The sequence below is a fragment of the Nocardia puris genome (assembly GCF_003315035.1).
In the GTDB taxonomy this organism is placed as follows: Bacteria; Actinomycetota; Actinomycetes; order Mycobacteriales; family Mycobacteriaceae; genus Nocardia; species Nocardia puris.
This window is the reverse complement of sequence record NZ_QNRE01000001.1, coordinates 83,958-97,131: the sequence shown is the minus strand read 5'-3', so window position 1 is coordinate 97,131 and position 13,174 is coordinate 83,958. Positions and strand designations below refer to the sequence as shown.

Annotated in this window: 9 protein-coding genes; 7 read left to right on the top strand and 2 right to left on the bottom strand. The window is 71.2% G+C overall.

What is annotated here, in order from left to right:
• The 5 genes from DFR74_RS35775 to DFR74_RS00405 form a co-directional block, all read left to right on the top strand.
• On the top strand, positions 1-249 hold a 249-nt coding region (locus tag DFR74_RS35775; protein WP_170160682.1), incomplete at its 5' end, for a phosphopantetheine-binding protein.
• Positions 246-5,729: a non-ribosomal peptide synthetase gene (locus DFR74_RS00420; RefSeq protein ID WP_067510915.1), complete on the top strand. Its 5,484-nt coding sequence runs from the start codon at positions 246-248 to the stop codon at positions 5,727-5,729. The genes DFR74_RS35775 and DFR74_RS00420, both read left to right, overlap by 4 nt.
• Entirely contained in the window at positions 5,726-6,844 is a 1,119-nt protein-coding gene (locus tag DFR74_RS00415; protein WP_067510916.1) for a saccharopine dehydrogenase NADP-binding domain-containing protein, read from the top strand. The genes DFR74_RS00420 and DFR74_RS00415 overlap by 4 nt, the downstream gene beginning before the upstream one ends.
• On the top strand, positions 6,841-7,968 hold the full coding sequence (locus tag DFR74_RS00410; protein ID WP_067510917.1) for a Gfo/Idh/MocA family oxidoreductase: 1,128 nt from the start codon (positions 6,841-6,843) through the stop codon (positions 7,966-7,968). Before DFR74_RS00415 ends, DFR74_RS00410 begins: the two co-directional genes overlap by 4 nt.
• On the top strand, positions 7,965-9,272 hold the full coding sequence (locus tag DFR74_RS00405) for a cytochrome P450 (protein WP_084537839.1): 1,308 nt from the start codon (positions 7,965-7,967) through the stop codon (positions 9,270-9,272). Before DFR74_RS00410 ends, DFR74_RS00405 begins: the two co-directional genes overlap by 4 nt.
• A gap of 52 nt (positions 9,273-9,324) precedes the next feature.
• Here the strand turns inward: DFR74_RS00405 and DFR74_RS00400 are convergent, their stop codons facing one another.
• Positions 9,325-10,038, bottom strand: coding sequence for a class I SAM-dependent methyltransferase (locus DFR74_RS00400; protein WP_067510918.1), 714 nt, complete (start codon positions 10,036-10,038; stop codon positions 9,325-9,327).
• 147 nt (positions 10,039-10,185) lie between these two features.
• Between DFR74_RS00400 and hsaB the strand changes: the two genes are divergently transcribed.
• On the top strand, positions 10,186-10,788 hold the full coding sequence (hsaB, locus tag DFR74_RS00395; RefSeq protein ID WP_067510919.1) for a 3-hydroxy-9,10-secoandrosta-1,3,5(10)-triene-9,17-dione monooxygenase reductase subunit: 603 nt from the start codon (positions 10,186-10,188) through the stop codon (positions 10,786-10,788).
• 187 nt (positions 10,789-10,975) lie between these two features.
• On the top strand, positions 10,976-11,491 hold the full coding sequence (locus DFR74_RS36530) for a dihydrofolate reductase family protein (RefSeq protein WP_232331800.1): 516 nt from the start codon (positions 10,976-10,978) through the stop codon (positions 11,489-11,491).
• A gap of 316 nt (positions 11,492-11,807) precedes the next feature.
• On the opposite strand, the gene DFR74_RS00385 is transcribed toward DFR74_RS36530, so the two are convergent.
• The gene (locus tag DFR74_RS00385) at positions 11,808-13,049 is read right to left on the bottom strand and encodes an oxygenase MpaB family protein (RefSeq protein WP_067510921.1); all 1,242 of its coding nucleotides are present in this window, start codon (positions 13,047-13,049) and stop codon (positions 11,808-11,810) included.
• Between the last annotated feature and the right edge of the window lie 125 nt (positions 13,050-13,174).

Here is a 13,174-nt window from a genome sequence, read left to right as displayed (position 1 = left end):
CGGCCCGGACTGGAAACCCGGATCGGCCGCCTCTGGCAGGAGATCGTCGGCGGCGAACTCCCCGGCCGGGACACGAGCTTCTTCGCCGCGGGCGGCGACTCGCTGTCGGCCACCCGCCTGCTCGGCAGGCTGCATCGCGAACTCGGCGTCACCACCGGCCTGCGCGAGTTCTTCACCACCCCGACCATCGCCGGACTCACCCGCAACCAACCGCAGAACGATCTCGAGCTCGAAGAAGGTGCATTGTGAACGTCGCCGACCTGGTAACCGATCTACGACAGCGCGGAGTCCATCTGTGGGCGGACGGAGAGCACCTGCGATTCCGCGCGCCGCGCGGCGTGCTCACCGCCGAACATCGCGAGCGGCTGACCGCTCACAAACCCGCTGTGCTGGACTATCTTTCGCGCGACCAGGTGGCGCTCGAGGTGTCCGCCGACACCGTCAACGCGCACGAACCGTTCCCGCTCACCCCCGTCCAGTCGGCCTACCTCATCGGCCGCGACCCCACCTACCCGTTCGGCGGCGTCGCCTGTACCAGCTACCTCGAAATCGCCTACGACGACGTCGAACCCGCCGTCGTGGAGCGGGCGTGGAACGCGCTCGTCGAGCGCCACGGCATGCTGCGCGCCACCGTGCACGGCGACGGCCACCAGCGGATCGCCGCGACAGTGCCGTGGTACGAGATCCTCGTGACCGACCTGCGCGGTGCGGACCCGGCCCGGATCGACGCCGCCCGCGACCGGCAGCGCGACGAAATGCTCGGCCCGGCGACCGCCACCGAGCAGTGGCCCTTGTTCGCGCTGCGCCTCACCCGCACCGACACCGGCTGCGTGCTGCACCTGCTGCTGGAACTGCTGGTGATCGACGCCGCGAGCCTGCGGCTGCTGCTGGCCGAACTCAACCGGCTCGTGGGCGCGGACGGGGACGTGTCGGTGCTGCGGCCCGCGCCGGAGATCGGGTTCCGCGACTACGTGATGGGCGTGCAACGGCTGCGCCACGGACCCCGGTACCAGCGTGATCGCGAGTACTGGCTGGAGCGGCTCGACACCTTGCCCCCGGCTCCCGATCTGCCCGTCGCGGCGGGCGACAGCACCGACCCCGGCTTCGACCGGCTGCACCACTGGCTGCCCGCCGCCGACCTCGCGAACCTGACCGCGCACGCGGCCGCCCACGGGTTGACCGCCTCCGGCGCGGTGCTCGCCGCCTACGCCGAGGTGGTCGGCCGGTGGAGCCGCAGCCGCCGGTTCACGCTGAATCTGCCGGTGTTCAACCGGCTTCCGGCCCACCCCGACATCGACGCGGTGCTCGGCGATTTCACGTCGGTGAACCTGCTCGGCATCGACCTCGACGCGGACAGCTCCTTCGCCGCCCGCGCCCGTGCCATCACCGCGCGCCTGTTCACCGATCTCGACCACCGGCTGTTCGACGGCGTGGAAGTGCTCAGCGAGTTGACCCGCCGCGCGGGCAGCCCGGTCCTGATGCCCGTGATCTACACCGGCGCCCTGGGCGGCGAGATCTCCGCCGCGCCCACCGGCGGCGGCCGCATCCTGCGCGGCCTCACCCGCACACCCCAGGTGTGGCTCGACTGCCAGGTCACCCCGCACGAGGACGGGGTGCTGCTCGCCTGGGACGTGCGCCGCGACGTGCTGGCCGGCGACACGGCGGCCGACGCTTTCGCCGCGTTCGTCGACCTGCTCACCCGCCTGGCCGGCGACCCCGACGCCTGGACCGAGGAGCACCCGGTCCCGCTGCCCGCGGCGCAACGCGCCCGCCGCGAGGCCTACAACGACACCGCCGCCGTGGCCGAACCGCGCCTGCTGCACCGGCTCGTACTGGACCGGGCGGACGCCGATCCGGACGCGCCCGCCGTATTCCACCGTGGCGCCGCCGTGAGTTTCGCCGATCTGCGCCGCCGTGCCGTCGCGGTGGCGGCGGCCCTGCGCGCGACCGGTGTGGAGCCCGGCGACCGGGTCGGGATCGTGATGGAGAAGGGGCCGGAGCAGATTGTCGCGGTGCTCGCCGTGCTGCTCGCCGGCGCCGCCTACGTGCCCATCGAGGTGACCCAGCCCCGGGCGCGCAAGGAACGCATCATCGACCGCGCCGGGATCGACGTGGTGCTCACCCAATCGTGGCTGCCCGACGTCGATGAACTCCCCGCGACCGCGAAGGTCGTGCGGGCCGACGCGGTGCCGGAGGCCGACGCCGCGCCCGACCTGCCCGCCGACGTGGACCCGTCGGATCCGGCGTACGTCGTCTACACGTCCGGCTCCACCGGGGAGCCGAAGGGCGTCGTCATCTCCCACCGGGCCGCGGCGAACACCATCGACGACATCAATCAGCGGTTCGGGCTCGGCCGCGGCGATCGGGTGCTCGGGGTGGCGAGCCTGGCCTTCGACCTATCGGTGTGGGACATCTTCGGCGTACTCGCGGCCGGAGGTGCGGTGGTGCTGCCCGAACAGGATCGCGCCGCCGACCCGTCGCGGTGGGCCGAACTGGTCGACCAGCACGCGGTGACGGTGTGGAACAGCGTGCCCGGCCAGCTGCAAATGCTGCTGGACTACCTCGACACCACCCCCACTCGTGCGGCCGAGTCGCTGCGGCTGGTCCTGCTGTCGGGCGACTGGATTCCGCTCGACCTGCCCGACCGGGTGCGCCTGGCACATCCGGAGGTCGCGGTGGTGGGTCTGGGCGGGGCCACCGAGGCATCGATCTGGTCGATCCACCACCCGGTGCGCACGATCGATCCGGCCTGGCGCAGCATCCCGTACGGCATCCCGCTGCGCAATCAGACTGTGCGCGTACTGGATTCGGCGCTACAGGATTGTCCCGAGCTCGTCACCGGGGAGATCTACCTCGGCGGTCTCGGCGTCGCGGAAGGGTATCTGGGCGACGATCAACTGACCGCCGAACGATTCCTCCGCCACCCGCGCACCGGTGAAAGGCTGTATCGCACCGGCGATCTCGGCCGCTTCCACCCAGACGGGCGGCTCGAGTTCCTGGGCCGGGAGGACACCCAGGTCAAGATCCGGGGACACCGGGTCGAGCTCGGCGAGATCGAGTCGGCGCTGCGCCGCCACCCCGCGGTGGCCGACGCGGCGGTGCTGGTGAGCGAGCGCGGGCGGCTGTTCGGGTTCGCCGAAGTCGCGGCCGACGCGGTCGCGGGCGGGACGACCGGCGAGGAGACCGCCGTGCTCGCCGCCGCCGAGGACGCCGCGGCGGCGGCCCAGGACGAGATCGACGGCGAGTCCTTCGTCGCCCTGATGCGGGCGGTCGACGAGATGGCGATGCTCTCCATCGCCGCCCGGCTGCGCGCCGACGGCCTGTTCGCCGACCGGGAACGCCCCTACGATATCGCCGAGATCGCCGCCGCCACCGGGGTTTCCGACCGCCAGCACGGTCTGCTGAAGCGGTGGATGGCGGCCCTCGCCGACGGGGGCGCGGTCGTGCACGACCCGGCCACCGGATGGTACAGCGACCTGATCGCGGCGGGTCCCGACGCGGTCGCCCAGGCGTGGCGGCGCATCGACGAACTCGACGCCGTCGTGGGTTACGGCAGCGACACCCTCGACTACATCCGCCGGTGCAGCAGCAGACTGGACGACCTGCTGCGCGGCGAACTCGACGTGCGGGAGCTGCTGTTCCCCGCCGGCGAGCCGGGGGCCGCGCACGCCGTCTATAGGACGAACCTGGTGGCGCGCAGCGCGCATCGCGTGGTGATCGACACCGTGCGCGAGGTGGCGCGGGGGCTGCCGCACCGGCTGCGGGTGCTCGAAGTCGGCGGCGGCATCGCGGGCACCAGCACCGAATTGATCCCCGCCCTGGCGGAATTCACGCCGGACTACCACTTCACCGACATCTCGGAGTACTTCCTCGGGGAGGCGCGCCAGAAGTTCGGGGACTACCCGTGGGTCCGGTACGGCCGCTTCGACATCAACGCCGCCGCGCTCGATCAAGGGCTGCGGCCCAATTCGGCCGACGTGATCCTGTGCGCGAACGTGCTGCACAACTCGCGCGATGCCGACGAGGTGCTGGCGCGGCTGCGCGATCTGCTGGCGCCGGGCGGCTGGCTGGTGTTCCTCGAACCCACTCGGCAGCACAACTACGCGCTGCTGGTGTCGATGGAGTTCGAATTCTTCAGTGAGCTCACCGCGTTCACCGACGTGCGGGCCGGTACCGGGCAGGCGTTCTTCACCCGCGACCAGTGGTTGCGCCAACTCGAGCACGCGGGCGCCGACCACGTGCGGGTGTTGCCCGCCGAGGGGGAGCCGCTGGCGGCGTCGGGGCAGGGCGTGTTCGTCGCCCGCTTCAAGGGCGAACGGCGCGCCGTCACCGACCAGCAGCTCACCGAGCACGTCGCGGCGCTGCTGCCCGGCCACATGGTGCCCGACGAGCTGAGCCTGCTGGACGCGCTGCCCCGCTCGGCGAACGGGAAGCTGGACCGCGCGGCGCTGGCCGCCCGCCTCACCGAGACTCCGGCGGCCGCGACGGACATCCCGTACGTGCCGCCCGCCGACGAGATCGAGGAGCGGATCGCCCAGTTGTGGCAGGAGATGCTCGGCGTCGCGCGCGTGGGCCGCGACCAGAACTTCTACACCCTCGGCGGCGACTCGCTGCTGCTCTCGCAGATGGTCGGGCGCCTGCGCGATCGTGTGCCCGAGATCGCCGAAGTCGAGTGGCAGGAATTGCTGCGCGACATGTTGCGCAACCCCACGGTGGCCGCACTCGCCGCGCGCAGGCACCGCGCCGAGGCCGCTCCCGCGCAAGCGGACCGGCGGGTGGCGGTGCGCGCGCTCGGGGGCGAGCCGGGGCACGAGAGCGGCACCTGGGTGCTGGTCCCCGGCGGCACCGGGACCCTGACGCCCTACCAGGCGCTCGTCCCGCATCTGCGCGCCGCGCATCCCGGCCCGCTGATCGGTCTCGAGGTCACCGACCCGGCGCGGTACCGGGCGTTGCCCGCAGACGCCGTGGTCACCAGGCAGGCCGCCGATTACGCGACCGAACTGCTCGACCACGATCGGCGCTTCCGCGTCATCGGGTACTCGGTGGGCGGACTGCTCGCCGCCGAGATCGCGCGCACGCTCACCGAGGCCGGCGCGACGGTGGACGAGCTCACGGTGATCGGGACCCACCAGCCGCCCGCGGTGTACGACGACCTGCTGGTCGAGTACGTGTTCGCCCAGGCGATCGGTGTCGATCCGGCCGCTGTCGGATTCCCCGCCGAGGCCGAAACCTTCGAAGCGGCAGTGCGTTCGGTGCTCGAGCGCAGTCCGGACGAGGTACCGGCGGGCGCGCTCAGCGGGCTGGACGGCGCGTTCGCCCCGCTGGCGGAAACGTTGCGGAAGCTGGCGGCCGCCCCGCGCGCCGATCGGCTCGCGGCGTTGCACGCCGCGTCAGCCCAGGGCGCGGGCCCTTATTATTCCTCCGGTCATTCGCTGGACGAATTCCGTAGTCAGTTCGATCTTTTCGCGCAGAACTTGCGCGCCATGGGCGCCCACCGGGCCGAGCCCTACTTCGGCCCGGTGCGCGTGCTGCGCAACCGCGAGGGCACCATGTTCCTGGGCTCGCGGGTGGACGTGGACGGCTTCTGGTCCCGAATCGTCCTGGGCGCGTTGGCCTTCGAGGACATCCCCGGCGATCATCTGACCAGCATGTCGGCGTCGAACGCGGCGGCGGTGGCCGAGCGGATCACCGCGCTCCTGCCGGACGCCGGCTCGGAGGCGCGACCGTGACCCGGGTGGCGGTGGTGGGCGCCACGGGTGTGGTCGGGCGGGCGGCGGTGCGGATGCTCACCCGGCTCGGGACCGACGCGCTGCGGCTCGGCGCGCGCGACGAGACCCGCATCGACCTCGCCGCCCTGCCCGACGCCACCGAATGGCGCCGGGTGGATATCGACGACCCCGAGTCGCTGGCGCGGTTCTGCGCCGGAACCCGGCTCGTGCTCAACTGCGCGGGGCCGTCGTACCTGGTGAAGGACCGGGTGGCGCGGGCCGCGCTGGCGGCGGGCAGCGACTACGTGGACGTGTCGGGAGACGGGCCGGCCCACCACCTGCTGGCGGGGTCGCCGCTGCTCGGTCCGGAGCGGATCGCGGTGCTGTCGGCCGGGATGCTGCCCGGCCTGGCCAACGTGGTGCCCCGGCTGCTGGCCGACGATCTGCGCGGGGCCCGGCTGGACGTCTACGCGGGCGGCATCGAGCCGTTCGCGGCGGCCTCGGCCGCGGATCTCGCGCTCTCGCTGGACAGTTCGGGCGACGGCGAGCACTGGTACGGGGAGACGCTGGCCGCCTGGTCGGGCGGCCGGCGGCGGCGCTGCGCGCTGGCGGTGCGCGAGAACGTCGAGATCGCGGGCTTTCCCGGCGCGGTGACCGCGATGCCGTTCCTCACCGCCGACGCGGAGCGCATGGCCCGCGCGGCCGGGCTCACGGATCTGCACTGGTACAACGTCTTCGTCGGCACTGCGCTGCGGTTGACGCTCACCCGGCTGCGCGGCCGAGTGCACGCTCACGCGGAAGCCCTGGCGGGGATCGCCGAGGAGATCCGCGCGGCGGCCGACCTCGATCTGGCCGGGCTGGATCCGTTCTATCTGATGGCGTTCACCCTCACCCGTCCCGGGCGCACCGACACCGCCGTGGTGCGCACGCCGAGCAGTTTCGCGCTCACCGCGGCGGTCGCCGCGCACGCTGTCGTGGCCGTGCTCGACGGTGTGGTGCCGCCGGGCCTGCACTTCGCCGACGACGTCCTCGACCCGCGCGGTCTGCTCGACGCCGTGCGCCACCTCGGGGCGCTGTCGGTGTGGCAGACGCACCCGCACGCCCACGACGAACCGATGGAGGCCGGAATCCTGTGAGTGCGACTACCTCGCCCGGCGTGCCCAAAGTCGTGGTGTGTGGCACCTCGTTCGGCCGGGTGTATCTGCGTGCGGTGCACGAAGATCCGAGCGTCGAGCTCGCGGGCGTGGTGTCGCGGGGCAGTGCCCGCTCGGTGGAGTGCGCGAAAAGCTATGGGGTGCCGCACTATACGGGCATCGACCAGCTGCCCGACGATATCGACATCGCCTGCGTCGCCGTGCGCGCCGGCGTCGCGGGCGGTGACGGCGCGAAACTCGCGCAGGGCCTGCTGACGCGCGGAATTCATGTGCTGCAAGAACATCTGGTGCATCCCGACGAGCTCGCCGACTGCTTGCGGATCGCGCGTGAACACGGGGTGTGCTACCGGCTCAACGCCTTCTATCCGAATCTGCCGCCGGTGCGACTGTTCCTGCGCGCGGCGTGCGTGCTCCGGGAGCGGCAGCCGCCGCGGCACGTGGACGCCGCGACCGGAGTCCAGGTGCTCTACCCGCTGCTCGACGTCCTCGGTGCGGCGGTCGGCAAACTGCGCCCGTGGGCGTTCGGGCAGCCCGCCCCGCTGCTGCCGGAGGTGGCGGCACTGGCCGATACGCCGATGCCCTACACCGCCCTGTCCGGCGTGATCGGCGGTGTCCCGGTGTCGCTGCGGGTGCAGAACCAGATGCACCCCGGCGACCCCGACAATCACGCTCTCGCGCTGCACCGCATCGCGGTGGCGTTCGAAGGGGGCGTGCTGACGCTGGCCGACACCCACGGACCCGTGTTGTGGAGTCCGCGACTGCATTCCGACCGCGACGAGACCGGGCGGCTGCTCATGTCCGGGCCCGGCACCGAACGGTTGGCGGTGCCCAGCACCGAGGTGCTGGCACCGTCGGACACCGCGACGTTCCGGGAGGTCTTCGACGAGATGTGGCCGCAGGGCGTTCGACATGCGTTGGCGCAGGTGCGCGCCGATATCGCCGACCCGCGCCGCACGGCCGGCGCCGGACAGTGGGCGATGACGGTGACCGGGATGTGGCAGCGGCTCACGACCGTGCTCGGTCAGCCCGAGCTGATCCGGCCGCCCGCGCCCGTCGCGGTGCCGCTGCCGGACCTGCTCGCCGCGTCGGGCGGCGATCTCGGATGAGCGCGTCGCCCTCGCCGCGCGCACTGGCGGATCTCCAGGCGTTTTCGTCCGACCCGTACACGACGATGGCGCGGCTGTACCGGGAGAACGGACCGGTGACCGCGCTCGGGGCGGGGCCGATGGGCTTCCGGCTCACCCTCGGCGCCGAGGCGTGCGAGTTCATCCTGGCCAACAGCGCCTTGTTCAGCTGGGAGCAGGCTTTCGCGGCGCTGACGCCGCTGACCGGACCGTCCGCGTTGCTGGTCAACGACGGTGACGCGCATCGCCGTCTGCGTAAACTGGTCGCGCCGGCGTTCACCGCTCGCCGGGTGGCGGGGCGCCTGGAGACGGTCGTCCGGCATATCGAGGCCGCGATGGCGGACTGGCGCCCCGGCGCGGTGCTGGATGTGTACGGCTCGCTGCGCAAGGCGCTGCGCCTGGCCACGCTGGAGAGCCTGTTCGGTGTGGCCGCCGTGGAGCGTTCCGACGGTTTGAGCGACTGGTTGCACGATATCCACCGCGCCATCGATACCGATGTGCTGGGCGGCACGCTCGAACGCGGCGCCGGTTCACCCGTCTGGCGGCGGGCCCTGCTGGCGCGGTCCTCGGTGCACCGGTGGGTGGTCGCGGAGATCGAGCGCCGTGGCGCGGCGGCTGAGCCGGGCGAGGACGCGCTCGGCGTGCTGCTCCGGGGCGTCGGCGACGCGCGGCTGACCGACGCCGAGATCACCGACCAGCTCGTGAGTCTCCTCGAAGCCGGCGCCGAAACCACAGCGGCGCAACTGGCTTGGACGCTGTACTGCGCGCTGCGCGATCGCGCGGTGTGGGACGGCATCCGGGCGGAGATCGCGGAGCGGCTGCCCGCCGGTGCGCCGGTCTCGATCACGGACCTGCCCGGCCTGGACGGCATCGTCTCCGAGACGATGCGGCTCTACCCGGCCACGGCCATCGTGTCGCGGAAGGTGGCCGCCGAATTCACCTTGGCGGGAGCGCGTTTCGTGCCCGGTGACCTGTTGATATTCAGTCCGTACCACACCCACCGGCTGCCCGCCGTGTGGCGAGAGCCCGAGCGGTTCGAGCCCCGGCGCTGGGATCCGAGTTCGGCGTTCTACCACCGTCCGGCGCCGCACGAGTTCCTGCCGTTCGGGGGTGGTCCGCACCGCTGCATCGGTGCGGGGTTCGCGACCATGGCGGTGAAGGCGGCCTTCGTCACCGTCGCGCGCCACTTCGAGGGGGAACTGCTGACGACGGACGCGCGCCCGGCCGGGCTCATCGGCATGCGTCCACGCGACGGGATCACCGTGCGTGTCGACGAAAAGCGTTGACACACAAGGCGATATGCCCGCATGTGCGAGCACACCCCCTTTGCGCGTCGAGTCAGTTTCGAGAAGCGCGCAGGACTGCGGTCTGCGGCGTCAGCTGTTCGCCGGCGAGCCCGGTCTCCTCGGCCAGATCCTCGATGCCGAAGGTGTGCCAGCGGCTGACGTTGCGGACCACGCGCGTGGGCGCCGCCGCGCCGCTGACCTCCCAGGTCGAGGTCATCTCGATGAGGTCACCGCCCACCGGTTCGGCCTCGATCGACCCCTCGTACACCAGCTCGCCGATCTGCTCACGGGCCAGCCGCATCTTCGGCAGCGTCGTGGGACGCGTGACCGGCAGCAGTTCCACCAGCACCGGCGCGCCGGGCGCGAGCCGGGGGAGCACCCGATCCCACAGCGCCCGCCGATCCTCCTGCCCGATGTGCCCGAGCACGCCGAACAGGATCAGCGCCGAAATCGACTCGGGCAGCACGACCGACTGCGCCGCCTCCGGCACGATGGTCACCCGGGCGCGCAGGTCGTCGTCGGTGACCACTTCGTGGGTCAGCACCGCGCGCATCGCCGGAGCGGGTTCGCTCGCAAGGATTTTCGCCGTCGGCAGCACCTCGGCGACGATGCGACAGGTGCGCCCGGTGCCCGCGCCGATATCGACCACCGGGCCCGCGCTCGGATCGACTTCGGCCAGGATCTTGCGCAGTGCCGCCTCGCCTTCCGCGTGCGCGCGGGGAACGAGGTCGTAGAACTCGGCGACCGGCGAGTAGAAGTCGTCCATGTGTCTCTCCTGCTTCGTGCGGTGGTGCACCCCTTCTTGTTGAAAAACGTTATCATTAAGCGGTTGCGGCCGGTAGCGGTGGAAGGGGCCTGTGGTGTCGATCGTCGAGTTGTGCGCGTGCGGATTTCGCCGGACACGAGTTGTCGCATGAGTCCCGGCCCGCGCGACGCGGCGGCGGCCGGGGTCGCCCCGCCCGCGATCGAACCGCGCCGGTTCCGGAATGTGCTGGGCCAGTTCTGCACCGGGATCACCGTGATCGCCGCGTTCGGGCCCGGCGGTGCGCCGGTGGGGTTCGCGTGCCAGTCGTTCGCCGCGGTCTCGCTCGACCCGCCGCTCGTGCTGTTCTGCCCGGTGCGGGATTCGAGCACCTGGGCCGCGATCGAGGAATCGGGCCTGTTCTGCGTGAACATCCTCGCCGAGGAACAGCGGGAAGTGTGCGCCCGCTTCGGGTCCCGCGAACCCCACCGTTTCGCCTCGATCGCGTGGCACACGTCCGCGCGGGGTCTGCCGCTGCTGGACGACGCGCTCGCCACCCTCGAGTGCTCGGTCGCAAGCGTGGCCGACGGCGGCGATCACCACATCGTCGTCGGCCGCGTACTGGAGCTGTCGGAACCGGCCGCCTCGGGCCGCCCACTGCTCTACTACCGGGGTCGCTACACCGCCCTCGGGCCGGTCGCGACCTCCGCCCCCTCGTGGCGGACCGATCTGGAGCACTTCCTGGACACCACCACGTTCGACCTGTGGCTCTGAGCGCCCGGCGAATCGGCTGAAGCACACGAAATCGGTCGAAGGCCGCCATGTCCAGAGGGACATCGTGCTGGTCCCGTAGCTCGAGGTCCGACGGGCCACGGTCCGGAGACCGGCGGATTACCAGTGGGTTGAATGCACCATTGTCGATCACAACCGAGATGGGATAAATGGCCTGTCAACGTTGACGGTGGACTTCATCGCCTCCCTGGACGGCTACGGCGCGGCCGAAGGCTGGCCGGCCTACTGGGGGCTGGAAGGCCCGGAGCACCTCGCCTGGCTGAAGGAGGACAGCCAGCAGGAGATCGTTCACCGCATGGGCGCGAACACCTGCCGGCTCATGGCCCAGTTCGCCGGCCAGTCGGACGCGCCCGAGTCCGTCGCGCTCGACGCCGCTCGCAAGATCGTGTTCTCCGCCACGCTCACCACGCCGCTGACGTGGGCCAACGGCGAACTCGTCAGAAGCGACCCGATCGCGTTCGTGCCGGACCTCGAGGAGCAGGAGTCGCGGCCGCTGGGCACCCTCGGCAGCATCAGCCTCAGCCGGTCGTTGATCGCCGCCGGGCTGGTGGATCGCTTCCGGGGCGGCCGTGTTCCCCGTGATCACCGGCGTCTCCGGCCGCGAGCGCATCTTCGACGGTCGGACCCAACTGCTCGAGTACGCCCACGGTGCTCGACGGCCCCCCGAGCGCCAGCGACTGGGTAGCCGAAGCGAGCCGATATGGGGCTGATCCTGGAGGAATCCCTCGCCGACCGGACTCGCCGAAAGTAGCGAGCCCTGCGCCCACCGCATGCGCGGCGCCGGGAAATGGCAACTCCCGCAACAGTGTCGACTCCGTCCGTGTCCTCCCCGAGGTGACGTCAACGCCCGAGACTGCCAAGGAAATACGTGGTCCGGCTCGGTTGCCACGGCCGGGTGGTTCCGAGGGGCTCGGCGGAACCACCCGGCCTGGCGCGACCGGCTCCGCGCTCCGTTCGTCCGGCACGATCGAACGTCTGGCGGACAGCGGCCCGGCCGCAGTTCAGCGGTGCGGCTGGGTCATGTCCCGGTTCATCACCGGGATTTCGATGCTGATCGGCATGCGCAGTTCGGCCAGGTAGATCAGGGCGGCGCGGCGGAGGAATTCGTCGAACAGCCAGTAGGCGTCCGGGGCCAGCGGCACGACGGGCAGCAGCCCCTCCCGGACCGCGATGAACGGGCCCCAGCTCGCCTGGAGCAGCGGTGTCCAGATCGGTTCGCGGGGGATGTGCAGCCCGTCGGCGAGGTGATCGCCGAGCAGGAACCGGGTGAAGGCGCCGAGGACCGGTTTGCTGAGCACGGTCAGGTCCAGGTTCGCGCCGAGTTGCAGCAGCCGATCGGCGAGTTTGACGCCTTCCGGGGTCGGCGACAGGATCGGGTCGAGCACCTGCGCGGCCTGAGAGTTGGCCTCCGCCCAGGAATTCGGGATGTACTCGTCGCGAATGCCGAGCATGTGCGCGGCGACCTGCCAGGAGTGCAGGAAGGCGTCGGACTCGTGGGCGGGGATGGGCACCCGCCACGCGGTCAGGTGCTTCATGACGGTCGTGGGCAGGCTGTGCCAGGTGATCATCATGTCGTTCTGACTGATCGGAATGCCCTCGTCGGCCACGTGCACCCAGAACGGCGAGGACGGCAGCAGGTGGCGCACCGCCGCGTGCACCAGCCGGGTTTTGACGCAGGTCACGATCATCTCGCCGTCGGGTGCGTAGGCGTTGGCCGTGCCGATGTCGTAGCCGAGCTTCGCGGTCTTGGTGATGCGGTCCTTGAGATCGTGACCGCCCTTGGAGTAATAGACCGCCCGAGCTTCCCGGGGGATGGCCGTGCTCATCATGCCGCTGGCCAGGCCGTAGAGCACCCCGAGGTAGAGGCCGCGTTTCTTGTTGAACTCGAAGGCGGTGGCGAGTTTGCCGGGGTCGGTCCACGACGGCATCCGCCGGGCGTACTCCATGAAGTCCCGCAGATCGGCCGGCAGGCCCTCGGGCAGCGGCTGGCCGTTGTGGGTCCAGGTCCGCAGCAATTCGTTGATCCTGGGCACATCGCCGCGGTCCAGCACCGAGGCGACCAGGTCGTCGGCCTCGGGGTCCCACACGGTCATCGGGTCGGCGCCGGTTCCGCTGCCCGCCACCGAACCCTGTGGTGACCACGTCCACGGTTCCGCGCGCACCGGTGCGGTCGCCATCACCGCGCCGAACGCGCCCAGGGCACCGCTCACCTTCAGAGCGTTGCGCCTGCTCAGCTTGTCCATGCCGTCACTCCTCGTCGAGATCCACGCCGTGCTTGATGCAGGGATACAAATTTTGTATCTGCGTATCATTCATGAGAGCATATTGTGTCAGGCATCACAAGAGTGGCGCGGGCATTCGGGCCTCG